This window comes from Amycolatopsis roodepoortensis, from assembly GCF_014873915.1.
Lineage (GTDB): Bacteria > Actinomycetota > Actinomycetes > Mycobacteriales > Pseudonocardiaceae > Amycolatopsis > Amycolatopsis roodepoortensis.
In genome coordinates, this window is the sequence record NZ_JADBEJ010000008.1 from 580785 (window position 1) to 606197 (window position 25413).

A 25413-nucleotide genomic window follows, 5' to 3' on the forward strand; every position below is an offset into this window, starting at 1 on the left:
TCACCACCTCGGTGGCCGCCACGTGCGCCCCACCTGCACCAAAGGCACAACGGCCGCGCGTGAAGGGCCCCTTCCCTCGGCTCAGCCGAAGAAACTCGGCCTTCACGCCCTGCCCACTACATGAAGGTCCCCTTCCTTGCGCCTAGGTACATGAAGGGGGCCTTCATGTACCTCAGGCGGAGAGCTACCGGCCTGCCGAAGCGGGCGCGTAGGTGGTCATCCGGCGGGCCACGTCCGTCCGCGACCGGGCCCCGAGTTTCCGCAGCACCTTGGCCACATGCTGCTCGACCGTACGCGGGGAGAGGAACAATCCGTCCGCTATCTCCCGGTTCGTCCGTCCGTCGGAAAGCATTCGCGCGACCTCGAGCTCCCGGGGCGAAAGCTCCTGGCCGTAGCCGCGCCGCCCGCGCTGCGAGGGGGCCCACGCGCCGTGTTCCCGCAGCTGGTGACGGCAGCGGCCCGCGTCCCTGGTCGCGCCGAGCCGCTCGTAGGCCTCCGCGGCCGCGGTGAGCTCCTCGATCGCCTTGCGGTCGCCCGCGGTGTGACGGCCGGCGTTGAGCCGGGCCAGCGCCGCCCGCTCCCGGGCGCCGATCGCCTGATACGGCATCGGCAGCGCCTCGTAACCCGCCGCCGCCTCGTCGAAAACCGTTGCCGCGGCGGGATGTTTGCCGCGCGCGTCGAGCAGGATCGCCCGGCCGGCGAGCAGCGCGACCCGGGAGACCGGCGAGTCCTTGCCGTCGATCCCGCGGGCGAATTCCTCGACCACGGCGTCCGCCTCCGACCAGCGTCCGGCCCGCGTGTAGGCCTCGGCCGCGGCGGGGACCAGCGCCGCCGCCCACACCCAGACGCCCTTGCGCCGGGCCGCCGCGACGGCGTTGTCGGCCGCCGCGCACGCGCCGTCGACGTCGTCCGTCGCCAGGAGCACCCGGATCAGGACCCCCGCGGCCGAAAGGACGACCGGGATGGGCCCGTGCTCCGGGGCGTGGACGCTCGCCGCGGTCAGATGTCGTTGCGCGGCGGCGAATTCCCCGCGAACGGCAGACAAACCTCCGAGGACGAGCGAGCACTCCATGACGATCGGGCCGAGGTCGGGGTAGGCGTCGCGCAGCTGTTCGGTGGCCTCCGCGAGGCCGGACCAGTCGCCGCGCACCCAGTCGAGCCGGACCCGGGTGCCCTGCGCGAGCCCGGCGGCGTAGAGCGCCCCGGCGTCGGTCGCGCGGCGGATCCCCTCCGTGACCAGCTTTTCCGCCCTGGTCAGATGGCCCGCCCAGGACTGCGCGTCGGCGAGGTTGCACCACAGCCGCGCCAGCTGGACCCGCTCGGCGACGCTGGCCGCCTGGTCCGGCAGCGCGGTGAACTCGGCCCAGGCCGATCCGTCGCCGATATGCGCCTGGGTGGAGATCCGATCGCCGAGCAGCGCGAGCCGCAGTTCCGGGTCTTCGATCCGGCCGAAGACCTCGCGGGCCCGCTGCATCCAGACCTCGTGCCACGACAACGGGGTCAGCCCGTCGATCGGCTGGGCGAGCAGGTTGATCCCGCGCGCGGCCAGTTCCGGCTCGTCGACCAGTTCGGTGATCGCCTTCTCCACCTCGACCCGCCCGCGGCCGAGGCGCCCGATCGTGCGGACCAGCAGCATCCCGAGGCTGAGCCGGATCGTCCCGCGCACGCTCGGGCGCAGGTCGGTGAGGTCTTCGAGGATCCGCTCCAGCGTCTCGATGACGTCCGGGCGGAACCCGCGCAGCGCGACTTGGCTGAGCTTCGTGGCCAGCCGGGCGATGTCGTCCTCGCCGAGCCCCGCGTCGGCGAGCACGGACTGCAGCAGGTCGATGGCCCGTGACGTGTCCCCGTGGGCGATGGCCTCGTCGGCGGCGGCTTCGGCGTAGTGGCGCCACTGTTCCGTCCGCCCCGCCGCGCGCGAGTGGTTCGCCAGCAGGGTCAGCGGCGGGACCGGCTGATCGGCGAGCACCTGGATGGCGCGCGAATGCAGCAGGCCGCGCTCCGGTCCGCTCACCGTGTCGTAGACGGCCTTGCGGGCCAACGGATGCCGGAAGCCGTAGCGGTCGCCGCCGAGTTCGCCGAGGACCCCACCATCCAAAGTGGACAAAAGAGCGGCGCGGAGGGCGTCGCCGTCGAGTCCGGCGAGTTCGCCGATCACCGCGGGCTCGGACGGGACGGCGAGCACCGCCGCCGCGCGGGCCAGCCGGACGGCGGGCCCGGGGAGCGCGTCGAGCCGTTCGGTGATGGCTTCGCGCAGGGAGATCGGGACTTCGAGGCTCTCCAGCAACCGGTCGCTCAGCACTTCGCCGATCGGCAGGCGGCCGGCCGCGTCCCGCAGCGCCCGCAGGGTCTCCTCGACCACGAACGGGATGCCGGCGGTGCTCTCGTGGAGCTTCGCGGTGAACGGCGCGGAAACCCGCGGCAGGTCCAGCAGTTCCTCGGCAAGCTTCCCGACGGCCTCGACGTCCAGCGGGCCCAGCGTCACGCGGGCGGTCTGAACGTTCGGCGGGGTGCGGAACGGTATCCCCACGCCGCCGTGTCCCGACGGCGAGCCGGTCCGGTACGCCGCGACGACGGCCAGTTCGGCGGGCATGGCCGCGGCGAGGAAGCGCATGAGGTCACGGGTGCCCTCGTCGGCCCACTGGAGGTCGTCGATCAGGACGAGCGCGGGCCCGCAGGCGATCAGGAGTTCGCGGACGGCGCGGAACTGGCGGTGCCGTTCGGCGCACGGGTCGGCGAGTGGTTCCGGTTGGGGCGGAAGGCTTTCCGCCAGTTCGGGCAGCAAGGGTCTCAGCACCCCGGCGACCGGGCTGAGCGGACCGAGCGGCCGGTCGCCCGCCGAACGCAGTGCTTCGAGCACCGGACCGAACGGGAACGGCTCGCGCATCGGCTGGCAGGCACCCTTGAGCACCCGGCCCGGCGCGAACTCACGGCGTCCGGCCAGCTCTTCGAGCAGCCTGCTGCGGCCCATCCCGGGTTCGCCTTCGATCAGCACGGCGGCGGGACGGCGCAGCAGGATCTTCACGATCGCCGAGACCTCGGCGTCGCGGCCCACGAGCGCCGTCGATCCGGCGCGGACCGAAACCGAGGTCGGGCGAGGGGTGGCAAGCCACATCATGCGCTCCTCGGTGGGGAGTTCCCGCTGAGCCCGACACGATCTTGTGCGTTGTCCTGCGGAGCCTAAGCACTGCCTACTCGGTCGTAAACCACCCAACCCGGACACCATGGGCACCCCCCGAGGCCGTTCGCGGACGCAGCGTCACCGGTTGGCTGACGGATCGTCGGTTGGAAAATCACCAGACACCCGAAACGTCGGCGACCAACCCGATTCAGCGAGTCATCCCACGTTCAGGGGGTGGCCATGACTACGCAAGGTATTTGCCTCGAAACCCTACTTACGGACGGCCCCGTCCGGGTGCCTGCTCTAGGTGGCCGCCCCTGGAGCAGGGGATTCGCGTCCCGAAGAATGGGTATACCTATCCGGCGCCGACCCGGATTGCGCCCTTCGTCCGAGTCCAGAACTCTCACCCGTCAGGGGAGGGCTATCGCATGGCGAACCGGAGCCGTGCGTGATGACGAGGGAGAAGCATGAAGATCACGAAGCTCCTCGGTGTGGCCGCCACGGCAGCACTGGCCACCGGCGCGCTCGTCACGGGTACCCCCGCGGCAGCGACCTCGAACACTCTGCTCAACGCCGAGATGGTTCCCGCCCTGCAACGGGACCTCGGCCTGACCGCCGACCAGGCGCTCGCCCGGATCCAGAGCGAGACGGCCGCCGGCGCGCTCGAACAGTCACTCGCCTCGGCGCTCGCCGGCAGCTTCGGCGGCGCCAGCTACAACGAGGCCACCGGCAAGCTCCGCGTCGGCGTCACGGACGCGGCGAAGCTGGGGCAGGTCCTCGCCAGCGGCGCGGAAGCGGAACTCGTCCGGTTCTCGGCCGCCCAGCTCGATTCCACTGTGGACAAACTGAACGCGGGTGAGCGCGCGGCGGACGGCGCGATCACCGGCTGGGGTGTCGACACCAAGACCAACCGCGTGACGGTGAACGTCCTGCCGGGCAAGAGCGGCGTCGTCGACTCGTACCTGGAGAAGACCAAGGTGGACAAGGCCGCCGTCGCGGTGGTCGAGACCACTTCGGTGCCGACGCTGAAGTACGACGTCCGCGGTGGCGACGCCTACTACATCAACAGCTCTTCGCGGTGCTCGATCGGCTTCTCGGTCAACGGCGGATTCCTCACCGCCGGCCACTGCGGCCCCGGCACGGTGACCGGCTACAACCGGGTCGCGATGGGCTCGTTCGCCCGCGCCAGCTTCCCCGGGAACGACTACGGCCACGTCCGGGTCAACAGCAACTGGGTGCCGCGCGGGGTCATCAACAACGGCACTCGCGTGAGCGGCTCGGCCGAGGCGGCCACCGGCGCGTCGGTCTGCAAGTCGGGTTCGACCACCGGCTGGACCTGCGGCACCGTCGGCGCCAAGAACCAGACCGTCCGCTACGCCGAGGGCACGGTCTACGGCATGACCGCCACCAACGTCCGCTCGCAGGCTGGCGACTCCGGCGGTTCGTTCATCGCGGGCAACCAGGCCCAGGGCATGTTGTCCGGCGGCAACAGCTCGGTGACGTACTTCTTCCCGGTGCGGCCGGCGTTGTCCGCGACCGGGACTTCCCTGGTCCTCGGCTGACCTCAGCCCCGGTCAGCGGGAGACCGTGAAAAGGACGAAGGGCGGACCGAGTGCCTCCAGCGCACTCGGGCCGCCCTTCGTCTTCTTGCCGCGGGAAGGTCTCAGACGTTGCTGATCTCCTCGATCAGCGCCTCGACGTCGAAGTGCTCGCTCTCGGAGCCGAGCGGGACGAGCTCGTACGTGGACTCGAGGAACGTCTCGACGTCCTCGCGTTCGAGCTCGAACGACGCGTAACCGTCGGGTGACTCGATTTCGAGCGTCAGCAGCGCCTCGTCCTCCGAGAGGTCGGGGCGGACGCGGACGTCGCCGAGCCCGGCGGGATCGGTGAGGCCGGTGACGAGCAGCTCACGCGCGAAGGTCCACTCGACCCACCGGCCGCGCTCCGTCCGGAACGACACGGTGACCGCGAACGGCTCGCCGGCGTGGAAGGACAGGCGGGAAAGGACGGGCGTGCTGCTGTTGTTCAGCAGAACGAACTGGCTCTGGTGAATTGCGTCGGTGTGCACGGCCACTCCTCTGGTGCTCGTGGTTCGCGCGGCGCGAACTTTTCGTCTCGGGGAGGAGATGGCCGGACGTACGCCGGATGACGCGACTGCGACGACGTTCACGCTATCGGCTGCATCTGTCCATAGTGGTGTAACGCCGGGCACAGACCCCTTGCGTCCGGGCGGATACCCCTGGTGACGAGGTCGCGTAGTCCTTTTTGGACCCTCAGGGCTCCAGCGGCAGCGACAGTCCGGTCTTGACCCGGTCCATCGCCACCGACGTCGTGAAGTGCCGCACGTTCGGGTTGTCGAAGAACATCCGCCGCGTGAACGTCTCGAAATCCGCCATGTCCCGGCAGGTCACCACGAGCACGAAGTCCGCGTTGCCGGTGACGTAGTAACACTGCTGGACGTTGTCGTCCGCGAGCACCTGGCGCCGGAACCCGTCGAGGACCGCGAGGTTCTCGCGTTCCATCTCGACCATCACCACGAACGTCATCGACAGCCCGAGCGCCCGCGGCGACAGCACCGCCACCTCGCGTTCGATCACCCCGGTCTCCCGCAGCCGCTTGATCCGCCGCTGCACGGCGGCCGCCGACAGGCCCACCTTCGCGCCGATGTGCTCGGCGATCGTGCGGGCGTCGGACTGGAGGCAGGCGAGGATGGCGACGTCCATGCGGTCGAGGTCGGGTGTGTGCACCAGGTCAGGCTAGCCGGACGGCTCTCCCGGGCGCCTGTTCTCCGCACGCGCCTCGACGCGGTGTGCGTCACCCGTTCGGGTGCTCGGCCCGTGTGCCGGGTCACTCCCGGAAAAAAGATGAGAATTCTTTGAATTGTGACCCGGAACACAACTGACGGGTCTACTGAATGGTAGCGCTTACAAGTGAATGGCAGACCTCTCATTTCCCCGCGAAAGGATTCCTTGGTGCCCTCATCTCAGGCCGCCGTTCTCGCCGGTCTCGGCTCATGGCTGCCTCCGCGCGTGGTGGGCAACGAGGAGATCGCCCAGCGGCTGGACACCTCCGATGAGTGGATCCGCTCGCGGACCGGCATCGCCGAACGCCGGGTGGTCGACCCCGGAACGTCCACTGTGGACCTCGCGGTCGAGGCGGGCCGCCGGGCGCTGGTGTCCGCTGGGGAGACCACGGCGGACGCCGTCGTCCTCGCGACCTCCACGGCCGACCAGCTGTGCCCGGCCAGCGCGCCGCAGGTCGCGACCGAGCTCGGGCTGAACGGGGTCGCCGCGTTCGACGTCAACGCCGTGTGCAGCGGGTTCGTCTACGGTCTCGCCACCGGCGCCGGGCTGATCGCCGCCGGGATCGCGCGACGGGTGCTGGTGATCGGCGCGGACGTCTTCACCTCCCTCGTCGACCCCGAGGACCGCGGCACGGTGCCGATCTTCGGCGACGGCGCGGGCGCAGTGCTGCTGCGCGCGGGCGACCCGGACGAGCTCGGCGCGCTGGGCCCGTTCGACCTGCACAGCGAAGGAGCGCTCGCGGAACTGCTCTGGGTCGAGGCCGGCGGCGCGAAGAACCGCAGGTCGGACGATCCGCGCGACCACTATCTGGTGATGCAGGGCCAGACCGTCTTCCGGCACGCCTGTGCCCGCATGGCCGAATCGGCGCGCGCGGTACTGGACTCCGCGGGCTGGGCGGTCGGCGACATCGACCGGTTCATCGGGCACCAGGCGAACATCCGCATCCTGCAGACCTGCGCGAAGCAGCTCGGGCTCGCGGAGGACGTGATGTACTCGAACATCGAGAAGGTGGGCAACACGAGCGCCGCGTCGATCCCGATCGCGCTGGCCGACGCGGCCAAGGACGGCGCGCTCCAGCCGGGGCACCGCGTCGTGATGGGGGCCTTCGGCGCCGGGCTGACCTGGGGTTCGACACTCCTGCGCTGGCCGGACGTCATTCCGGGCTGAGCGCCGCCCAGGCGTGCGTCGGCTCCTGGCGGCCGCGCAGCTCGAGCTCCGCGTACGGCTTCCAGTGCGCGCGCTCGCTCTCCAGCGCGGCCTTGATCACCGCTTCGCTCGCCAGGATCCGGCCGTCGGCGGATTTCGCGTCCTCGGTCAGGCGCGCGGCCTCGTTCACCGCGTCGCCGATGACGGTGTACTCGAACCGGCTGCTGGTCCCCAGCTGACCGGCGAAGACCCGCCCGCTCGCGACGCCGATGCCTAGGTCCAGCTCACCGGTCTCCTGAACCGCGTCCCGGATGGCCCGCGCGGCCGCGAGCGCCGCCGTCGGCGCGTCCGCGAGCCTGGTCGGGGCGCCGAAGACGCAGAGCGCGGCGTCACCCTGGAACTTGTTGACCAGCCCGCCGCGTGCCCCGACCGCGTGCACCACGCTGGTGAAGAACCGGTTGAGCATCTTCACGAGGTCTTCGGGCGGGGTGCGGCTCGCCAGTGCCGTCGAATCGACGACGTCGACGAACAGCGCAGTCACCTCGCGCACGTCGCCGGACAAGGAGGCGCCGTACTCGAGCGCGTGCCGCGCGACCTCGTCACCGACGTGCCTGCCGAAGAGATCCCGCATGCGTTCCTGCTCGCGGAGCCCGGCGGCCAGGTCGTTGACCGACGTCTGGAGCAGGCCGATCTCGCTGGAGTCGTCGACCTCGACCACGATCTCCTTGTTGCCGCGCGCGATCTCGTCGAGGGCGACCCGCAGCCGGTGCAGCGGCGTCGCGACGGCCTTCGCGAGCAGGCCCGTCCCGATCGCGCCGACGGCCAGCCCGATCACCGAAATCATGATCAGGCTCGCGACGTGGTCGCCCTGGCCGAGGTCCGGCGGCGTGGCCACCAGCAGGACGCCGAGGAACGGGACGCCGCTCGCCAGCGACCAGGTGACGACCACCCTGGTCAGCACGGTGACCTTGAGCGTCCCCTTCGGCGGGGTCACCTTGAGCGCGATCGTCATCACCGGCCGCGCGACCCATTCGGCGGCGAGGTAGGTGAGTCCGACCGTGGTCAGCCCGCCGAGCCCGATCACCAGCGCCATCCCGAACGCGTCCATCCAGGACCCGAGCACCCGCGCGAGCGCGCCGAGCACGATCGTGCCGATCAGCCAGAGTGTCCCGCTGACGATCGCCATGTCGATCGGGAGCCGGAGCGCCCGCTCGGCCTCGGCCTTCGTCGGCGGGCGGCCGAACACGAACCAGACCGCCGTGCGCCGCTGGAGCCAAGCCGTCCACAAGGTGCCGACGACCAGTGCCAGCGCGACGATGCCGGCCGCGGTGACGCTGAGGATCCAGCCGCGATCGCCGACCTCGCTCGGCAGGCCCTGCAGGAGCAGCAGCAACGCGACCACTCCGGCACCGCACACACTGGATCCGACGCCGAGCGCGGCGAAGCCGAGACTGGTCCGGAGCACCAGCCGGAACCGGCTCGACATCGTCATCCCGCGCACCCGGTGATCGTATGACCTCCGGCGGAAAACGGTTCGCCCGTTCTCGGGTGCGGTGGTTACCGTGCGGGTATGGAACCGCTGGGCCAGGACGACATCAGGGCGTCCTTCGTGAACTGCACCCGAGGCGAGGCCAAGGGGGTCACGCTGCCCGCCCGGCCCGAAGAGATCCCTTGGGAGAACAGGGAATTCCTCGGCTGGCGCGATCCGAAGGCCGCCTCACGGGCGTATCTCGTGCTGCCGTACCGCGGGGAAACCGTCGGGCTTTCCCTCCGTGCCGCTCCCCGGCCGAAGGGCCGTGTCCTGCTGAGCAACATGTGCGGCCTGTGCACGACGACACATCCGCTGTCCGACATCGCGCTGTTCTCCGGCCGCCGCGCCGGGAAATCCGGGCGGGAAGGCAACACGCTCGGCATCTACGCGTGCGCGAATCTGGCGTGCAGCCAGTACATCCGCGGCGAGCTGAAGTCGGACGTGCCGCAGCCGTTCGAATCCTTGACGCTGGAGGAACGCGTCTTCCGGCTGGAGGACAAGCTGCACCGGTTCGTCGACCGGGTGCTGGAGTCCCGCTGACGAGCCGAACCGCCCTCAGAACCGCATCCGCAGGATCCGCCCCATCTTCTTGAACGCCGGGAACAGGCCCGCGAACCACAGCTGCGCCCGCATCGACGGCGAGATCCGCGCCTTCACTTCAGGCGTCGCGTAATCCGTCGAGTCGAGCTTCGAGACCAGCGTCAAACCGAGCCGTTCCAGTTCGGAGATCTCGTCGATACCCCAGTACAGCGTCGCCTTGGCCTTGCGGACCACCGGGTTCAGCTTCTGCAGCTTGATCCCCAGCGTGCTGAAGATGTCGAAGACCATTTCGCCGCCCTGCGGGAAATGCGCGATCAGCCGTCGCAGCAGTTCCTCGCCTTCGGACGGCCGCAGGTACATCGTCAGCCCCTCCGCGATCACCAGGCCGGGTTTGTCCGACGGGATCTCGTCGAGCCAGCCGAAATCTGTCACGGACGAGCCGATGGCCCGGTATCCGTCCCGTTCGGGATAGATCCGGGCGCGCAGGTCGACGACGTCGGGGTAGTCGACGTCGAACCACCGCACCGTGGGCGGCGGGTCGACGCGATACACGCGGCTGTCCATCCCGCAGCCGAGCTGGACGACGGTCGCGTCCGGGTGCTCCCGGAGGAACGACGAGGCCCATTCGTCCATCGGCTTGGCCCGCATCGCGACCGTCAGCCCCATGTCGGCGTTCACGCCGAGCGACGCGAAGTCGTAGTCGATCTGCTTGACGGCCTCGTCGGCGGCCTTGTCGCCGAGGATCGGCCGATCACTGCGGGCGTCGAGTGCCCGGCCGTACAGCGTGGCGAGCATGGTCGCCTTTTCTTCGGTGAACCGGACCTTCTCCACCGCACACCCCCGTCAGAAGTTTCACAAACTTCTGAAAACAATACTCGCGCGAGGGCGGTCGCGCCATCGAGGAAGCGTCAATCCCGCGTCGTGTAGTCGTGGACGTAGGTCTTGGCGTCGAGCAGATGCCGCAGGGTGATCTCCCGCGCGGCCGCCGCGTCCGAACCGCGGATCGCCTCGAGGATCGCGCGATGCTCGTCGACGGCCTTCCGGATCTGCCCCGGAAGCCGCAGCGCCGCCCGCCGCTCCTCGCCGACCAGCGACAGCACCGAACGCAGCAGATCGGTGACGTCGTCGTTGCCCGCGTTCTCCGCGATCACCCGGTGGAATTCGGCGTCGGCCGCGATCACGCGCAGCATGTCGCCGTCGGCCGCGGCCCGGTCCATCTCCTCGACGGTGGCCGCCAGCCGTTCGAGCACCCGTGGCGTGTGGTCGAGCGCGAGCCGCTCGGCCAGCGTCGGCTCGACGGTGGTCCGCAGGTCGAACAGCTTCTCGACCAGTTGCTCGTGCTCGGAGAACCAGCCGCGCAGGGGCTGCTCGTCGAGGTTCTCGCGGACGTAGGTGCCCGAGCCCGGCCGCACCTGCACGTAACCGATGGAATCCAGCACCCGCAACGCCTGCCGCAGCGAACCGCGGCTGATGCCGAGCTGCTCGCAGAGCGCCCGTTCGGCGGGCAGTCTCGATCCGGCGGGGAGCCTGCCCGAGTCGATCATCGTGCGCAGATGATCGACCGTCGCACTCCACACCTGTTCGCGCTCGCCGCCCGCCACGGTGTCATCCTCGCAGGTTCGGCGGAACGCCCGGAATTGTCGGTGCGGGGTGTCATCATCCGGGGATGACTGGGGTGGCAGGACTGATCAAGGCCTGGGTGCACGGCTGGGCGCTTTCGCGCGGCGTCGGGCTCCCGGTCGCCGAGCCGGACGGCTACCGGCTCGACGTCGGGCGCCCGGGGCATCGCGTGCGATATGTGCTGGCGGACGCCGGATCGGCCGCCCGCCGGGCACGTTCGCTGCACGAGCCCGGAACGTGGTTGAAGGTGAGCGGATCGCGGGACGAGGTGGCGAAGACGGTGCCGCCGGAGTGGGAGGTCGGCCCGCCGGAGTACCTGATGAGCGCCCCGATAGCGCTGCGGCCCGTGATGGCCGCGCCCGAGCCGTACCGCGCGGAGCTGGTCGGCGACGGTGTCGTCACCGACGTGGTGGTGCGCGCGCCGGACGGTTCACGCGCGGCCACCGGCCGGGTCGCGATCGCCGGCGGCACGGCGGTGATCGACCAGGTGGTGACGGAGCCCGAGCACCAGCGGCGAGGGCTGGGCAGATTCGTCATGCGCAGGCTCGACGAGGTGGCGGTCGCCGCCGGGGCGGAGCGAGCGGTCCTGGTCGCGACGGAGGAGGGCCGCGCGTTGTACCTGGCGCTCGGCTGGACGGTCGCCGCGGAGATCACCGCGGCCCATCTCCCGGAGGAGAACTGAATGGCGGCGGTGTTCAAGGACATCTGTCTCGACGCGAACGACCACCAGGCCCTCGCCGACTGGTGGTGCGCCGCGATGGGCTACGTCCGCCGCCACCGCGACGAGCGGCCGGTGGAGTGGCCGGTGGCGATCGAGGATCCGGCCGGTCGCGGCCCGCTGATCTGGATCAACCCGGTGCCCGAAGCGAAGACCGTGAAGAACCGCATGCACATCGACGTCTTCGGCTCCACGACCGAGCTGGTCGCCGCCGGGGCGAGGCTCGTGCGGGCCAAGGGCGGGGGCGTCGAGTGGGACGTCCTCGAGGACCCCGAAGGCAACGAGTTCTGCGTCTTCCCGTCGAACGAGACATAACGGGCTCGTTGAATGTTCGACTAGACACATCCGGAGCGCGAAAGGAGGTAACGGTGCTTAGGGTGCGGACGTGAGCGCTTTATGACGTGGTGGCACGCTGTCGTGATCTTCGTCGCGGGGCTCTGGGCGGGCACCATCAACACGGTCGTCGGTTCGGGCACGCTGGTGACCTTCCCGGTTCTCGTCGCCCTCGGCTACTCGCCGCTGACGGCGACGACGTCCAACGCGATCGGCCTCGCTCCCGGCACGGTCAGCGGGGCGATCGGCTACCGGGAGGAGCTCAGGGGCTATTGGCCCCAGGTCGCCAAACTCGCGGTGGCGTCGTTCTTCGGCGCGATCTGCGGGACGATCCTGCTGCTCTCGCTGCCGAAGGACGCTTTCGAGACCGTCGTACCCGCGCTGGTCGGCCTCGCGGTGGTGCTCGTGATCGTCCAGCCGCGAGTGTCCGCCTGGGTCGCGAAGCGCCGCGAGGAGAACGGGACGGTCCACAAGATCGGGCCGCTCCTGCTGTTCCTGATCTTCCTGATCGGCATCTACGGCGGATACTTCACGGCCGCGCAGGGCGTGATGATGATGGCCGTGATGGGGATGCTGATGTCGGAGTCGCTGCAACGGCTCAACGGCGTCAAGAACGCCCTTTCGGCGGTCGTGAACATCGTCGCGGGCGCGATCTACGCCTTCATCGCGCCGGTCAGCTGGCCCGTGGTCGCGCTGCTCGCCGTCGGGTCGACGATCGGCGGCCAGATCGGCGCGAAGATCGGCCGCAGGCTCTCGCCGAAGGTGCTGCGCGGCGTCATCGTCGTGATCGGTCTTGCCGCGATGGTGCAGCTGCTCCTCAAGTAGGGAACGGCCCGCACTTAGCCGACCAAACGCGGGCCTCCCTCGTCGCCTGGGCGCCGTGGTCATGTCGCGAAGGTGACTTTCGGGGCGTCAGGCGTCGCGAAGGTGCCCTTCGGGACAGTGCCCTCGCTTGCCCGCGAGGGGATGGCCCGCATTTAGCCGACTAAACGCGGGCTTCCCTCGTCGCAGGGGGCCCGTGTGCGTGTCGCGAAAGCCACTTTCGGGACGTCAGGTGTCGCGAAAGTGGCTTTCGCGACGGCACAGCACCCTTGCCGTGCCCCTCGAAAGGACAGCCCGCACTTAGCCGACCAAACGCGGGTCGACGAAGCGCGGGCCGCCCGAAAGCGTGCTCAGCGCGGGAAATCCCCGGCCGCTTCGAGGAAGAGGTCGTTCTCCTCAGGCGTCCCGATGGTCACTCGCGCGCCTTCGCCCGCGAAGGGACGCACGATCAGCTTGCGCTCCAGCGCGTGCTCCGCGAACTCGGTCGTCCGCTCGCCCAGCGGCAGCCAGACGAAGTTCGCCTGCGTCTCCGGCACCTCGTAACCCTTGGCCACCAAGGCATCCCGGACGCGGGTGCGCTCCGAGACGATCTCCTTGCAGCGTTCCAGCAGCTCGTCGGCCGCGTCGAGCGAGGCGATGGCCGCCGCCTGGGCGATCATGTTCACCGAGAACGCGACGTAGACCTGCTTCAGCGCGACGGTGATCGCTTCCGGCGCCACCGCGTAACCCACGCGAAGACCGGCGAGGCCGTAAGCTTTCGAGAAAGTCCGCAGTACCGCGACGTTGTCCCTGCCGCGCGCGAGTTCGACGCCGTCCGGCACCTCGGCGTCGGTCACGAACTCCTTGTACGCCTCGTCGAGCACGACGAGCACGCCCGAGGGCACGGCGTCGAGGAAGCGCTCCAGTTCCGCCCGCCGCACGACCGTCCCGGTCGGGTTGTTGGGGTTGCACACGAAGACCAGCCGCGTCTTGGGCGTGATCGCGGCCAGCATCGCGTCCAGGTCCAGCCCGTGCCCGGCGGTCAGCGGCACCTTCACGCTGACGGCGTTCGCCACCTGCGTGACGATCGGGTACGCCTCGAACGAACGCCACGGGAAGACGACCTCGTCGCCCGGGCCGCACAGGGCCTGGATCATCTGCTGGCAAAGGGAAACCGAACCGCAGCCGACGGCGATCCGCTCGACCGGCTCGTTCAGTTCGCGGGCCAGCCGCTCGACGAGCCCGGAAGCGGTGATGTCCGGGTACCGGTTGATGCCCTGCGCCGTCTCGGCTATGGCCTGCGCCACACTCGGCAGCGGCCCACCGGGGACCTCGTTGCTCGCCAGCTTGATCGCGCCCTGGATTGTCCGGCCAGGGACGTACTTCGGCAACGATTCGAGATCCGCACGCGGCGAAACAGGTGACATCTTCGGCGCTCCTACGTCTGGGGGACGGCTCCGACACCGTATCCTCCCGCGCGAGCGCAAGCTCCGAATATTTACCTAAGAGTGGTCTGATGGAGGAATGACCCTGACGACCACCGTGGAACACCAGCACGCCGACGGCCACACGCTGCGCCTGACCTTCGCCGAACCGGATGGTGTCGTCCGCGGCGGGCTCGTGGTGCTGCACGAGGAGGCCGAAGAGGTCGAAGAGGGTCTGGGCCTGCTCCTGGCCGGTCTCGCCGGCGAAGGCTGGCTCACCGTCACCCCGCATCTCGACCGCGACGACCTCACGCAGCAGGACCTGCTCGAAGCCACCGACGCGACGCTCTCGTGGCTCGCCGAGCGCGGCGTCCAGGCGGATCTCGTCGGTGTCGTCGGTTTCGACCTCGGCGGGACGGCCGCGCTGGTCGTGGCGTCGAACCGCAAGCTGGGCGCGGCGGTCAGCGTCGGCGGGCAGGGCGTCACCGGGCTGCCGGTCCTGGTCGAGATCGCCGGACGGCTCACCAGCCCCTGGCTCGGCATGTACGGCGACGCCGGCGACGAGGCCGGAGGCGCGGAGGTCGAGCAGCTTCGCGACGCGGCGGCGACGGCGAACGTCGCGACGAACGTCGTCCACTACCCGGGCGCCAACCACCGTTTCGACGCCGACCCGGACGCGGCCGCGGAGGCATGGCAGCGCACGCTGAATTGGTTCGACGCCCACCTGCGCTGACCCTGTTCGCGCTAGCATTCCCCTCAAGATGTGACAGGGGAGGGGTCCGATGGCACAGTCACCCAAGCTACCCGCGACGCCACAGGCCGCGTTCGGAGCTTCGGCTCCGGCCTTGGCGCCGGTGGCGGGTCAGATCAGGGACTCCAAGACCGATGCCAGGAAGGGGACCGTCAAGGTCTCCGAGGACGCAGCCAAGAAGCTCGTCGACGCGCTGCTGAAAGCACGCCACGAGCTCAACGCGCTGATCAAGGACTCGACGGAGTTCAACGCGCCGTTGAAGCTGGGCGCCAACTTCGTCGGGCACACGATGAGCGAACGCTTCCAGGGCGCCGCGAACAAGGGGACCGAAGCGGCCGTGCCCGTTCTCAAGGACTTCGCCGTGGTGCTCAAGGATTTCCAGCTCACCGTGATGGCGGCGCGGAAGATGTACGTCGCCGCGGACGAGGAAGGCCAGGAGCAGCTCGAACGGGTCGCCCGCCGGTTCGACATGGAGGACATCGTCGACCACGAGCGGAAGGACGAGCACTGATGCGCATCCTGCCCATGCCGTGGCCGCCGCGGGAGCCCGAACCGCAACCGGGCCCCGAACACCTCAACGCCGACATCGACTGGATGAGCTACTCGCATCGAGAGCTCTACCAGATGATCCACGACGAGCTGGACCTCGCGAGCGCGGAGGCCGTCGCCGCGCAGTGGACGAAGATCAGCGCGTTCCTGGACCGGGTCGCTTCCGAACTCAGGGCGGCGCTCGTCGCCACCGCCGACGGCTGGACGGGCGAGGGCGCGGACAGGGCCCGTGACGCCGCGATCAAGCTCGTCGACTGGGCGGGAGAGACGGGCTGGCGCGCGGAGAACGTCGCGAACTGCGTACGCCGCCAGGCGGACATCGCCGACACCGCGCGGCGCACGATGCCCGAGCCGCCGGGATACCTGCCGCGGCCCAAGCTGCCGGAGGTGCCGAAACGTCGTCCGATCCCGGTGGCGGATCAGGATTCGACACAGGCCATGTCGGCCTCGCCGCCGTCGGGAGGCGGTTTCGCCGAGGCGGGGCGGATCGTCGCCGAACCCACCGACGAGAGTTCGCAAGATCTGCACCGGCAGGCGGCCGACGTGATGACGCGGATGCAGCGGAGTTCCGGCGAGGTCTACGAGAACGTTCCGACCTTCACCTCGTACGGCAAGCAGCCGAGGATCCTCGAAACACCCGAGGAGCCGAAGCCGGAACCCGACCCGAAGCCCGACCCGAAGCCGGAGACACCGCCGGACGACTCCACGAGCAGCAGCGGCGTAGACGACGCCGCTCCGATCCAGGTGCGGGAACCGGTCGTCGAGTCGCCGCGCCAGCCCGGCGGGAGCAGCGGTGCCGTCGCACCGCCGCCCGGCGTCGCCGGCACGGCCCAGGACCTGGGGCAGGGCAATCGGTCGGGGGGCGGCGGGTTCGGCCCATCGGGGCAGCAGCCAGGTCAGGTCGCCGGGACCAGGGCCGCGGCCGCGGGGATCGGCGGCGTCGGCGGGATGCCGATGGGGATGATGCCGCCGCAAGGGCAGCAGGACAACGAAAGCCGCAAGCCCCCGGGCTATCTCGTCGAGGATTCCGACGTCTGGGGGCTCGGCGGGCACGTGACCCCGCCGGTCATCGGCGAAGACCCGAGGACCGACCGCTGATGGACTGGATCCGGCTGCACGTCGGCGAGCTGTTCCTCCTCTGGTCGGCGCACGGACGCGACGAACTGCCCGCGGTGCTGGAGGTCCCGCACGTCGGGCGGACGCCGGAGTTCCGGGCGGAACTGGTGGCCACGGCGAGCGCGACGCTGTCCGAGCGCGGCCTCGGCACGGTCGACTCGCCCGCGCCCGAGCTGGTGCGGCTGCTGCACACCGTCGCGAACAGCGAACTCACGCTGGACCTGCGGCTCGACGGCGAACCGGCGTACCGGGCCGTCGGCTGCGTGTCCGATCGCGGCGCGGTCGCGATCGGGGTTTCGGGCACCGACGTCGAGCTGTCCGCGCTGCGGGAGCCGCTCGTCGCCGCGACCCTGCTGCAGGCGCTGCCGCCGTGCGAGCAGGGGCGGGGCCTTTCGGTCAACCTGCGGGTCGACGACTACACGGCCGCTTGCGAGGCGGGGGAGCGCGGCGGGCAGCCGGCGTTCTCCGACGTCCTGCGCGACGCCGGGCTGCGGGAACCCGAGGTCATCGTGCTGGTCCGGATCGCGACGCAGCGGATCGGCGGCGGGCGGCTCGGCGCGGCTAGGAAGTCGTGGGAGGGCCGCTGGGTACGCGGCGAAGGGACGCTGACCTGGGTGGACACCCCCGAGGGCCGCTACGGGCTTCGCCGCGACCGAGGGTGGCTGACCGTCACCCCGCTCGACGCGTCGCGGCTGAAGGCGATGGCGTACGAGCTGTTCACGGGGGCTCGCCAGTTCGGTTAACGAGGGTTAACATCGCGGGGTGACGCACACCGCCGACGCCCCAGAAGTGCTCTGGCGCCCTGAGCCGAGCCGCCTGTCCGACACCAAGATCGACGCGTTCCGCCAGTGGCTGCGCACCGAACGCGGCGTGGAGGTCGACGACTACAACGCGCTGTGGGAGTTCTCCGTGCGGCGCGGGCCGGAGTTCTGGTCCGCCGTCGCCGGCTTCCTGGGCGTGCGCTGGCACGACCAGCCCGGTGAGGTGCTCACCGGCGAGATGCCGAACGCCCAGTGGTTCGCGGGCGGCACGCTGAACTACGCCGAGCACTCGCTCATGCCCGGTGTCGCGGGCGCCGCGAAGGCCGACGACGAGGTCGCCGTGATCTTCCACCGCGAAGACGGCCTCTCGTCGCAGCTGACGTACGGCGCCCTGCGATCCGCTGTCGCCTCCGCGCGAGAAGGGCTGCGGAAGCTGGGAGTGTCCAAAGGGGACAGGGTCGTCGCGCTGGCGCCGAACTGCCCGCAGACGCTGATCGCCTTCCTCGCCACCGCGAGCCTCGGCGCGATCTGGTCGTCGTGCTCGCCGGACTTCGGCGTCCGCGCGATCACCGACCGCTTCGCGCAGATCGAGCCGAAGGTGCTGATCGCGGTCAACGGCTACGTCTACAATGGACGGTGGTTCGACAGCAGGTCGACGGTGAACTCCCTGCGGGACGAGATCCCCACGCTCGAAGCGACCGTGCTCGTCGACTACGCCGGCGGCCGCCTCGACGGCACGCTCGACTGGGACAAGCTGCTCGCCGACAACGAAGGCGCGGAGCTGGCGTTCGAGCCGGTCGACTTCGCCCACCCGCTGTGGGTGCTGTACTCCTCGGGGACCACCGGCCTGCCGAAGGGCATCGTCCACGGGCACGGCGGCATCACCCTCGAACACCTCAAAGCCCTCGCGCTGCAAAGCGATCTCGGCCCCGGCGATCGGTTCTTCTGGTTCACCACCACCGGCTGGATGATGTGGAACTTCCTCATCTCCGGCCTGCTGACCGGCACCACGATCGTGCTCTTCGACGGCAGCCCCGGCCATCCGGACCTGAACGTGTTGTGGCACTTGGCCGAGCAGCACCGTGTCACCTATTTCGGCACGTCGGCGCCGTACATTCAGAGCTGTCTGAAGGCCGGCATCAAACCGGCTGAGCGGTACGACCTCACCGCGTTGCGCGCCTTGGGATCCACCGGCGCGCCGCTGAGCGTCGAGGGCTTCCGGTGGATCGTCGACGAGGTCGGCAAACGCGTCCAGATCTGCTCGGTGTCCGGCGGCACGGACCTGTGCGCGGCGTTCGTCGCGTCGGCCCCGGACGTCCCGGTGTGGCTGGGCGAGCTCTCGGTCCGCGCGCTCGGCGCCGCCGTCGCCGCGTTCGACGAGGCCGGGAAACCCGTGGTGGAGACGGTCGGCGAACTGGTGATCACCGAGCCGATGCCGTCGATGCCGGTGTTCTTCTGGAACGACCCGGACGGCTCGCGGCTGCGCGAGGCGTACTTCGAGATGTACCCCGGGATCTGGCGGCACGGCGACTGGATCCGGATCACCGGACGCGGCTCCGCCGTCATCTACGGGCGCAGCGACTCGACACTCAATCGTGGCGGCGTCCGGATGGGCACGGCGGAGTTCTACCGCGTCGTGGAATCGTTCGACCAGGTCGCGGACTCGCTGGTGATCGACACGTCGGCGGCGGGCAACGAGGATGGGCAGCTGTTGTGCTTCCTCGTGCTGGCCGAGGGCGCGTCGCTCGACGAGGTCGAGCCCGCCCTGCGCAAGGAACTGCGCGGGGCCCTCTCGCCGCGGCACGTGCCCGACCGGTTCGTCCAGGTGAGTGAGGTGCCCCGGACGCTCAACGGGAAGAAATGCGAGGTTCCGGTCAAGAAGATCCTTTCGGGTGTTTCCCCTGATCGCGCCGTGAGCCGGGACGCCCTGCTGAATCCCGACGCCCTTGTACCGTTCGTGGAGCTGGCGAGGAGCTGAACGTAGGGGCGGGACTTGGCGGGCGCTTGGCGGGTGGCTGGGGCCACCTCGGTGGCGGTGATCACCTGGGTGACGCGGCTGGCCGGACTGCTGGCCGTGGTCTCGGTGCTGGTCCCGGCCGGGCGGCGCGCCCTGCGCGGACGCGTCGCCGAATGGCTGGAACTGCCGCACGAGGCCACGGTCGGCGCGGCGACGGTCGTGCTGGTGACCGGGGTGCTGCTGATGCTGCTCGCCACCGGTCTCAAGCGGCGCAAGCGGCGGGCCTGGCAGCTGGCGGTCGCCACCGCCGCGCTGCTGACCGTGTCGCACCTCGGGCTGCGGCACGCCCTCGGAGCGGGTCTTGTGTCGCTTGCACTGCTGATCGCCCTGATCGCGACGCGCCGCCACTTCATCGCGCTGCCCGATCCGGTCACCGGCCGGTGGCGCGCGGTCCGGGTCTTCCTGCAGCTGGCGCTGGCCGGGGTCGCGATCAACTTCGTGCTGCTGTCGGTCGCGCTCGGTTCTTCGAGTGTCGGCGACCGCCTGGTGCAGTCGACGCTGGCCCTGGTCGGCGTGAGCGGCCCGGTGACGTTCCCCGCGCTGTGGCTGGAGGACCTGTCGGCCGCCGTCGGCCTGCTGTTCGGGATCGCCGCGGTGCTGCTGGCGGCGTACTTCCTGCTCCGCTCGGCCGAACCCGCGCCGGAGCTGACCGACGACGAGATCGAGCGGCTCAGGGGCCTGCTGGGGGAACGGGACTCGCTGGGGTACTTCGCCCTGCGCCGGGACAAGTTCGTGGTCTTCTCGAAGTCGGGGAAGGCCGCGGTGACCTATCGGGTGATCGCCGGGGTCGCGCTGTGCTCGGCGGACCCGCTCGGTGACCCGGAAGCGTGGCCTGGCGCGATCGAGGAGTACCTGGACGTCTGCCGGCGGTACGCCTGGACCCCGGCGGCCATGGGCTGCTCGGAACCGGGTGCGACCGTCTGGGCACGCTTCGGGCTCGAAGTGCTGGAGATCGGCGACGAGGCCGTCGTCGACACCGACACCTTCACCCTCGAAGGCCGCGTCATGCGCGGAGTCCGCCAAGCCGTCTCACGCACGAAGCGCGCCGGCTACACCGCGCGCATCCGGAAAGCCGAAGACCTGTCGCCTGGGGAGCTCGACGAACTCCGGGCCCTCGCGGCCACCTGGCGCGGCACGGATACGGAACGCGGCTTCTCGATGGCACTCGGCCGCATGGGCGACCCAGGCTCGATCCTGGTGACCGCCGAACACGACGGGCGGGTGCGCGGCGTCCTCCAGTTCGTGCCCTGGGGCGAGAAGGGCCTCTCCCTGGACGTCATGCGCCGTGACCGGACCGCCGACAACGGCGTCAACGAACTGATGATCTCCGAGCTGCTCCTGACGACCCCCGCCGAGCACGTCTCCCTGAACTTCGCCGCCTTCCGCGCGGTGTTGGAGCAAGGCCAGCGCATCGGCGCCGGCCCCGTCGCCCGCCTGTCCGCCCGGACACTGCGATTCTTCTCACGCTGGATCCAGATCGAGACCCTGTACCGCTTCAACGCGAAGTTCCAGCCCCGCTGGGTCCCGCGCTACCTGACCTACCCTGCAGCCCGCGACCTCCCCCGAGTCGGCGTCGCCGTCTTCGAAGCCGAAGGACTCGGCGGGCGCCCATATCGCCTGCTCAGAGCCCTGCAACGCGTCTAAGGGGGGTGCCTTCCGAGGGGGTCCGCGGGGTGTGTAACCTATTTGAGCAGTGGTCGTTGGGCCTGGGAGGCTTCGCCTAGTCTGGTCTATGGCGCCGCACTGCTAATGCGGTTGGGGGTAACCCCCCCTCCCGGGTTCAAATCCCGGAGCCTCCGCTGGTGCCTGTTCCGGCAGGTGCTAGATTGATAACTGAACAAGCGCCCGTAGCTCAGCTGGATAGAGCATCTGACTACGGATCAGAAGGTCAGGGGTTCGAATCCCTTCGGGCGCACGTCTGGTTGAGACAGCACTAAGGCCCTCCCGTTCGCGGGAGGGCCTTTTTGTCTGTCCTTTGTGGACTCAGCGCCGCCTGCAGCGAAGTGATCGCGAGCATCAACACGGCGACGATGAGAACCAGCCGGAGTGTGCTCGTCGTGCGCGTCTCGTCGGGGATCATCTGCGTGAACCAGTCGCTTCGGCGCAGGATCGCCATGAGCGCTCCCGCACCGGCGCGCTCAGTTCGCGTCGAAGTCACGGTGCTCGCAGCAGAACCCTTAACGCGTAAGCGATCTGCGTCCGGCGGCCGCTGCCGTATCCGCGAGGGGAAGGACCCTTGCCGCCCAGTCGGTCAGCCGACGCGAGGTCCTCGATCGCGGTACCACTTCAAGCCAAGGTGTGGGGCTGGTGTTCGGAGCCTCAGCGCTGGACGTCATGGGGATTCTGAGCTCCGGAACCCGGGTTCAGTCGCTGTGCCCTCGGCAGGAGTCGAACCTGCGTTCCCGGCTTCGGACGCCGGCGTCGTATCCGTTGGACCACGAGGGCTTGCGGAGGATGCAGGATTCGAACCTGCGCGACGTTCTCACGCCGACCACCGTTTTCGGGACGGTTGCCTTACCGGGCTCGGCCAATCCTCCTTGGTGCTGCTCGTCGGACGCGGTGACTGAGCCCGAATCAGGCGGGTCGCCAGTGCCCCACATCCGTCGACCGGCGTATCCCCCTCGGATACGCCGACCAGTACCCCTGCCAGGACTCGAACCTGGGACCTCCGCATTCGTAGTGCGGCGCTCTGTCCACCTGAGCTACAGGGGTGAAGTGGAGGCGAGTGCACGCCTCCACCGGCGCTCGTCCTGGCCGCCTCGGGGCGACGGGGACGAGCTTTGGAAAAAGTCTTCAGTTCTCAAGGTTCGCGCTGAAATGGCCAGCGTCGAGCACCGGCGGGAGGAGTCGAACCCCCTGGACACGGTTTTGGAGACCGTTCCGCTTCCCAAGCTCGCCGATAGGGAATTGCTTTCGCGCAGCAAAAAGAGAGAAGCCGCCCGGATCGGTTTCCCGATGGGCGGCTCCCTGGCATCAAACGCGCTATGGCGTCATGATGGGGAGCCCTTGTCGACCAGAATTCGCTGGTCGTAGCGTCGTGAACGTCGCCAGGAGCAAGGCGACGAACACACGGCGATGGACGCGGCGGCCGAATGCCGACGCTGCGCCTTTCGCTCGTGGCTGTTCATCATGGCTGCTCCTGGGATTGGTCGAGTGCTCTAACTATGACGCATGGCTCGCTGCCGCGCAATCATGTTTTGACACGCCACATGAACAGTGACCTAGGGTGGGACACCGATAGCCATCGGCTCGCGGGCCGCGACTTGCCCAGCCGGATCAGTCGGTTGACCGGCCTGTCAGATCATTGAATGTCCGGTTCGTACCTGCCTGGCGCCGCAGTACCCGAATGGATATGGCCTCAAGCGGGTGGCCGCCGCACTCGACTTCGGTTGACCGCGACAGTCATCGTTTTGTCCGGCGACCTCGAATTAGCCGGCTCCGCTTGTCAGAAGTGACTATGATGGCCGCTACGGCTTCACTTCCAAATGGCGATGTACGTATGTCATATCAAGAGAGCAATGTGAGGCTATCTTCTCATGAAAAACCTTCTGATCCTCATCGATGGGCTTTCCGGCCCTCAGGAAAACCACTATGAGGGGGCGGGTGTGCGTGGTTACCGCGTTGTTCACGGCGGCCCATAGAAGAATGCTGAAGCTGCGAGGTTTACCCCAGCAAACGTATCGCTCCTCGGATCCGTCGGTGAATACGCAGTGCATCGGTTTCTCGCGTATGCTGCCAGGAACCATTCTCCATCGAGCTCCGAGTATTGGCGGCACAAACTCGGTGGGTGGCGTTAGCCGCTTCTGCGTGTATTTCGCGAACGGGCCAAAATCCTCGACCGCCCGCGCGTACTCCTTGAGCGGCGTGTCCTTGAGCCAGACCCGCATCCCGTCGGCGGTGTAATAGTCCGCTAGTACGTCACCGATCTTCGCGTCCGCTACCCAGCGTGCGTAGTGCGCTGACTTGTCTCGGTCTGAGAGGTCCTCCCAGTCGACTTCCTCCACTTGTCGGTAGATTTCCTGAATGACGGAGTCGCGGACTTCCTTGGGGACGGGGATGTCGGGCTTAGGCAATGAAAACTCCAATTAGCGATGGTTGCTGGATTCAGCTAACGCCATGAAAACCTCATCTGCGGCCTGCGCCGCATCCTCATGCTCCCAGAAGCGGAGGACGGTCCACCCGTTTTCCTCAAGAATACTGCTTGTTTCGGCGTCTCGTCGCTTGTTGTCGGCGATCTTCTTCTTCCAAAATTGCGAGTTCGTCTTGGCCTGGCGATGGTGGTCAGGACACCCATGCCAATAGCAACCATCTACGAAGATCGCGACTTTCGCCTTAGGGAAAACGATGTCGGCTGTACGTCGCAGGCCGGGAAGTGGGCGTGCCGACACACGATAACGCAGACCGCGTGCGTGTAGCCGGGTGCGCAACCGGCGCTCCGGACGGGTGTCGCGCCCGCGGTTGCCCTGCATGGAAGTCCGAACAGAAGGAGACGAAGCCCACGAACCAGGAGGTGGGTGTTCATCGTGGGCCAAACCTTGAGATCTCGCGAGTTCCCATCCTTGGGCGAGGTTCTCCGGCCTGGTCGCGTGCCTGACTGGTCCGAGGGATCTGGTCGAGTAACGACCTTCCGATCGCCAACGCAGATACGCGCGGACAGTGTTCTGATTCGCTTTCAACACCACGGACGCGCGGACGGTATGGGTAGCGGTTATGAACACCGCACGTCGGTGGGGACCTCCAGCCGCCTTGTCCTGTTCGGCCTCGACAAGTGCCTGTGATCGTCCAGGCTTCGGCTTCCATGCCCGCGCGGGTGCGGTGGTCACGTTCGATTCTCAACCTCGTCCAAGACCTTCGCGACGGCCTTGGCGAAAACCTCCCCTAGGAGGACGGGGACCGCGTTGCCGAGTTGCCGCATCTGTTCACCCCGCGGGCCGCTCAGTCGCCACTCATCAGGAAAAGTCATGACCCTGGCCGTCTCCCGCACCGTCATATACCTGTGCCGGTAGCGTTGTCCCGATGGAGACTTGAGCCCGCTGACGCGAGAGTCGGTGAGCATGACGGATTCCCCGCCTGGGACCCCATGTACGCCCGCCTTGACGGTCTTCGCCGGTCGGTCGAGCACGTTGGGGGTGTGGCCCGGGTAGATCCGTGCGTCCGGCCAGCCGATGTGATCCAAGGGCATGTCGTCGTATTGGACTCGATCGAGTTTGTCCCACTTGATCTGGGGTAGGGGTTCTCGTTCGCCGTCGAAACCCGCGATCGCGTCGCGTAGGGTGCGCCACGGCTTGAGCTTGTCGTTTGTGATCGATAGCTCGCTCTGAACGCCTTTGCTGACGTGGTCGCGGACGTGTTTGGGTACCTTGGCATGGCGTTCCCAGTACGTACCGGTGCTCAGGGAATGGAGGAGGGCTTCCTCGGAGTGTGTCTTCTTAACGGCATCGTGCAAGATCGTTTCGTCGATGTCCAGATCGCCTCGGAAAGCGATGATTATGACTCGATTACGGATCTGTGGAACACCGTAGTCGGCTGCATTGACTTCGAACTTGAAAACGCGATATCGTTCAAGGGAGTCGGTGGTTCCCTGCTGCGCCTTTGTGCGAAGAAGAGCGTCATGTTGGAGCCATGTGGCTGCCGGATCACGCTCCTCGAACGGAAACTCCAACTCGCGTAAAATGTAATCGAAATACGGCTTGAACGAAGGTCTGAGTAGGCCCCGGACGTTCTCGCAAATAACGGCCTTCGGCTGAATCTCGCGAATGGCGCGGAACATCTCCGGGAACATGTTGCGTTTGTCTTCATCGCCTTTGGCGACCCCGCCGAGACTGAATGGCTGGCAAGGTGGCCCACCGGCGAGGAGATCAACTTCGCCCTGTAGGTATCCCATTTTGAGGTCTCGGACATCGCCGCGGACCAGGGGCCAGGGTTCGCCCGCCTCCGGGATCCTCTCGTCTTCTCCTCGCGGGACGGCCCCGTTGGCTTCGAGTGTGTCGCACGCGTGCTTGACGTACTCGTTCAGCAAGAGCGGCCGGAAACCCGCGCGGTGGACGGCCATGGCCAGACCTCCGCCGCCTGCGAACAGCTCGACAGACGTACGTCCTGTCGGTTCTTGGTCATCGGCCATGGCGTGGGATTCTACCGTGTCCACCTTTGTGGCTCGCGTAGGCACGCGGTACTTTCTCGCCTG

Annotated in this window: 23 protein-coding genes and 6 tRNA genes; 14 read left to right on the forward strand and 15 right to left on the reverse strand. The window is 68.5% G+C overall.

What is annotated here, in order from left to right; all coding sequences use genetic code 11:
* Positions 1–184: 184 nt before the first annotated feature.
* Positions 185–3112, reverse strand: a complete 2928-nt coding sequence (locus tag H4W30_RS40415; RefSeq protein WP_192748002.1) for a helix-turn-helix transcriptional regulator — start codon at positions 3110–3112, stop codon at positions 185–187.
* 473 nt (positions 3113–3585) lie between these two features.
* On the opposite strand from H4W30_RS40415, the gene H4W30_RS40420 reads away from it, so the two are divergent.
* A complete protein-coding gene (locus H4W30_RS40420) occupies positions 3586–4680 on the forward strand; it encodes a S1 family peptidase (RefSeq protein ID WP_192747543.1) in 1095 nt (364 codons plus the stop codon).
* A gap of 101 nt (positions 4681–4781) precedes the next feature.
* Here H4W30_RS40420 and H4W30_RS40425 read toward each other — a convergent pair whose 3' ends face one another.
* Both H4W30_RS40425 and H4W30_RS40430 read right to left on the reverse strand, forming a co-directional pair.
* Positions 4782–5186 (reverse strand): SsgA family sporulation/cell division regulator, encoded by a 405-nt coding sequence (locus H4W30_RS40425; protein WP_034319994.1) that lies wholly within the window; start codon positions 5184–5186, stop codon positions 4782–4784.
* A gap of 205 nt (positions 5187–5391) precedes the next feature.
* Positions 5392–5865 carry an Lrp/AsnC family transcriptional regulator gene (locus H4W30_RS40430; protein ID WP_192747544.1) on the reverse strand — a complete coding sequence of 158 codons (474 nt, stop codon included), beginning with the start codon at positions 5863–5865 and terminating at the stop codon, positions 5392–5394.
* 225 nt (positions 5866–6090) lie between these two features.
* Between H4W30_RS40430 and H4W30_RS40435 the strand changes: the two genes are divergently transcribed.
* The gene (locus H4W30_RS40435) at positions 6091–7089 is read left to right on the forward strand and encodes a beta-ketoacyl-ACP synthase III (protein ID WP_192747545.1); all 999 of its coding nucleotides are present in this window, start codon (positions 6091–6093) and stop codon (positions 7087–7089) included.
* Here H4W30_RS40435 and H4W30_RS40440 read toward each other — a convergent pair.
* Positions 7076–8554, reverse strand: coding sequence for an adenylate/guanylate cyclase domain-containing protein (locus H4W30_RS40440; RefSeq protein WP_225950978.1), 1479 nt, complete (start codon positions 8552–8554; stop codon positions 7076–7078). The genes H4W30_RS40435 and H4W30_RS40440 overlap by 14 nt on opposite strands.
* An 84-nt stretch (positions 8555–8638) precedes the next feature.
* Here H4W30_RS40440 and H4W30_RS40445 point away from each other — a divergent pair, with 84 nt between their 5' ends.
* A complete protein-coding gene (locus H4W30_RS40445) occupies positions 8639–9139 on the forward strand; it encodes an FBP domain-containing protein (protein WP_192747547.1) in 501 nt (166 codons plus the stop codon).
* 15 nt (positions 9140–9154) lie between these two features.
* Here the strand turns inward: H4W30_RS40445 and H4W30_RS40450 are convergent, their stop codons facing one another.
* Positions 9155–9970, reverse strand: a complete 816-nt coding sequence (locus tag H4W30_RS40450) for a class I SAM-dependent methyltransferase (protein WP_192747548.1) — start codon at positions 9968–9970, stop codon at positions 9155–9157.
* A gap of 77 nt (positions 9971–10047) precedes the next feature.
* On the reverse strand, positions 10048–10740 hold the full coding sequence (locus H4W30_RS40455; protein ID WP_192747549.1) for a FadR/GntR family transcriptional regulator: 693 nt from the start codon (positions 10738–10740) through the stop codon (positions 10048–10050).
* Positions 10741–10814: 74 nt separating this feature from the next.
* Between H4W30_RS40455 and H4W30_RS40460 the strand changes: the two genes are divergently transcribed.
* The 3 genes from H4W30_RS40460 (at position 10815) to H4W30_RS40470 (ending at position 12635) form a co-directional block, all read left to right on the forward strand.
* The gene (locus tag H4W30_RS40460) at positions 10815–11441 is read left to right on the forward strand and encodes a GNAT family N-acetyltransferase (protein ID WP_192748003.1); all 627 of its coding nucleotides are present in this window, start codon (positions 10815–10817) and stop codon (positions 11439–11441) included.
* Positions 11442–11792, forward strand: a complete 351-nt coding sequence (locus H4W30_RS40465) for a VOC family protein (protein WP_192747550.1) — start codon at positions 11442–11444, stop codon at positions 11790–11792.
* Positions 11793–11873: 81 nt separating this feature from the next.
* On the forward strand, positions 11874–12635 hold the full coding sequence (locus H4W30_RS40470) for a sulfite exporter TauE/SafE family protein (RefSeq protein WP_192747551.1): 762 nt from the start codon (positions 11874–11876) through the stop codon (positions 12633–12635).
* Between the two features lie 347 nt (positions 12636–12982).
* Here the strand turns inward: H4W30_RS40470 and hisC are convergent, their stop codons facing one another.
* Entirely contained in the window at positions 12983–14038 is a 1056-nt protein-coding gene (gene hisC, locus H4W30_RS40475) for a histidinol-phosphate transaminase (protein WP_192747552.1), read from the reverse strand.
* Between the two features lie 97 nt (positions 14039–14135).
* Here hisC and H4W30_RS40480 point away from each other — a divergent pair, with 97 nt between their 5' ends.
* The 8 genes from H4W30_RS40480 (at position 14136) to H4W30_RS40515 (ending at position 21144) form a co-directional block, all read left to right on the forward strand.
* On the forward strand, positions 14136–14768 hold the full coding sequence (locus tag H4W30_RS40480; protein WP_192747553.1) for a dienelactone hydrolase family protein: 633 nt from the start codon (positions 14136–14138) through the stop codon (positions 14766–14768).
* 49 nt (positions 14769–14817) lie between these two features.
* Positions 14818–15297, forward strand: a complete 480-nt coding sequence (locus H4W30_RS40485) for a hypothetical protein (RefSeq protein WP_225950811.1) — start codon at positions 14818–14820, stop codon at positions 15295–15297.
* Positions 15298–15410: 113 nt separating this feature from the next.
* Positions 15411–16433 (forward strand): PPE domain-containing protein, encoded by a 1023-nt coding sequence (locus tag H4W30_RS40490; RefSeq protein WP_378234593.1) that lies wholly within the window; start codon positions 15411–15413, stop codon positions 16431–16433.
* Complete coding sequence (locus H4W30_RS40495) at positions 16433–17194, forward strand: ESX secretion-associated protein EspG (protein ID WP_192747555.1); 762 nt, start codon at positions 16433–16435, stop codon at positions 17192–17194. The genes H4W30_RS40490 and H4W30_RS40495 overlap by 1 nt, the downstream gene beginning before the upstream one ends.
* Positions 17195–17213: 19 nt before the next feature.
* Positions 17214–19190, forward strand: a complete 1977-nt coding sequence (locus H4W30_RS40500) for an acetoacetate--CoA ligase (RefSeq protein ID WP_192747556.1) — start codon at positions 17214–17216, stop codon at positions 19188–19190.
* 33 nt (positions 19191–19223) lie between these two features.
* A complete protein-coding gene (locus H4W30_RS40505; RefSeq protein WP_192747557.1) occupies positions 19224–20873 on the forward strand; it encodes a phosphatidylglycerol lysyltransferase domain-containing protein in 1650 nt (549 codons plus the stop codon).
* 65 nt (positions 20874–20938) lie between these two features.
* Positions 20939–21028 (forward strand) — tRNA-Ser (locus H4W30_RS40510).
* A gap of 42 nt (positions 21029–21070) precedes the next feature.
* Positions 21071–21144, forward strand: a tRNA-Arg gene (locus H4W30_RS40515).
* Between the two features lie 18 nt (positions 21145–21162).
* On the opposite strand, the gene H4W30_RS40520 is transcribed toward H4W30_RS40515, so the two are convergent.
* From H4W30_RS40520 to H4W30_RS40555, 8 genes are all read right to left on the reverse strand, one after another.
* A complete protein-coding gene (locus H4W30_RS40520) occupies positions 21163–21345 on the reverse strand; it encodes a hypothetical protein (RefSeq protein WP_192747558.1) in 183 nt (60 codons plus the stop codon).
* Between the two features lie 257 nt (positions 21346–21602).
* Positions 21603–21674, reverse strand: a tRNA-Arg gene (locus H4W30_RS40525).
* A gap of 3 nt (positions 21675–21677) precedes the next feature.
* Positions 21678–21766, reverse strand: a tRNA-Ser gene (locus H4W30_RS40530).
* Positions 21767–21867: 101 nt separating this feature from the next.
* Positions 21868–21941 (reverse strand) — tRNA-Arg (locus H4W30_RS40535).
* Positions 21942–22061: 120 nt separating this feature from the next.
* Positions 22062–22130: transfer RNA gene (locus H4W30_RS40540), tRNA-Trp, on the reverse strand.
* Between the two features lie 566 nt (positions 22131–22696).
* Positions 22697–23314, reverse strand: a complete 618-nt coding sequence (locus H4W30_RS40545) for a hypothetical protein (RefSeq protein ID WP_225950813.1) — start codon at positions 23312–23314, stop codon at positions 22697–22699.
* Positions 23315–23698, reverse strand: a complete 384-nt coding sequence (locus H4W30_RS44035) for a very short patch repair endonuclease (protein ID WP_225950814.1) — start codon at positions 23696–23698, stop codon at positions 23315–23317.
* A 350-nt stretch (positions 23699–24048) separates the two neighbouring features.
* Complete coding sequence (locus H4W30_RS40555) at positions 24049–25350, reverse strand: DNA cytosine methyltransferase (RefSeq protein WP_192747560.1); 1302 nt, start codon at positions 25348–25350, stop codon at positions 24049–24051.
* Between the last annotated feature and the right edge of the window lie 63 nt (positions 25351–25413).

Bases quoted from the DNA above. Each gene is read 5' to 3' on its own strand.
- H4W30_RS40470 (WP_192747551.1), top strand. From the start codon at position 11,874: ATGACGTGGTGGCACGCTGTCGTGATCTTCGTCGCGGGGCTCTGGGCG.
- hisC (WP_192747552.1), bottom strand. From the start codon at position 14,038: ATGTCACCTGTTTCGCCGCGTGCGGATCTCGAATCGTTGCCGAAGTAC.
- H4W30_RS40485 (WP_225950811.1), top strand. From the start codon at position 14,818: ATGGCACAGTCACCCAAGCTACCCGCGACGCCACAGGCCGCGTTCGGA.
- H4W30_RS40480 (WP_192747553.1), top strand. From the start codon at position 14,136: ATGACCCTGACGACCACCGTGGAACACCAGCACGCCGACGGCCACACG.
- H4W30_RS40440 (WP_225950978.1), bottom strand. From the start codon at position 8,554: ATGTCGAGCCGGTTCCGGCTGGTGCTCCGGACCAGTCTCGGCTTCGCC.
- H4W30_RS40420 (WP_192747543.1), top strand. From the start codon at position 3,586: ATGAAGATCACGAAGCTCCTCGGTGTGGCCGCCACGGCAGCACTGGCC.
- H4W30_RS44035 (WP_225950814.1), bottom strand. From the start codon at position 23,698: ATGCAGGGCAACCGCGGGCGCGACACCCGTCCGGAGCGCCGGTTGCGC.
- H4W30_RS40445 (WP_192747547.1), top strand. From the start codon at position 8,639: ATGGAACCGCTGGGCCAGGACGACATCAGGGCGTCCTTCGTGAACTGC.
- H4W30_RS40465 (WP_192747550.1), top strand. From the start codon at position 11,442: ATGGCGGCGGTGTTCAAGGACATCTGTCTCGACGCGAACGACCACCAG.
- H4W30_RS40490 (WP_378234593.1), top strand. From the start codon at position 15,411: ATGATCCACGACGAGCTGGACCTCGCGAGCGCGGAGGCCGTCGCCGCG.
- H4W30_RS40520 (WP_192747558.1), bottom strand. From the start codon at position 21,345: ATGGCGATCCTGCGCCGAAGCGACTGGTTCACGCAGATGATCCCCGAC.
- H4W30_RS40415 (WP_192748002.1), bottom strand. From the start codon at position 3,112: ATGTGGCTTGCCACCCCTCGCCCGACCTCGGTTTCGGTCCGCGCCGGA.
- H4W30_RS40495 (WP_192747555.1), top strand. From the start codon at position 16,433: ATGGACTGGATCCGGCTGCACGTCGGCGAGCTGTTCCTCCTCTGGTCG.
- H4W30_RS40555 (WP_192747560.1), bottom strand. From the start codon at position 25,350: ATGGCCGATGACCAAGAACCGACAGGACGTACGTCTGTCGAGCTGTTC.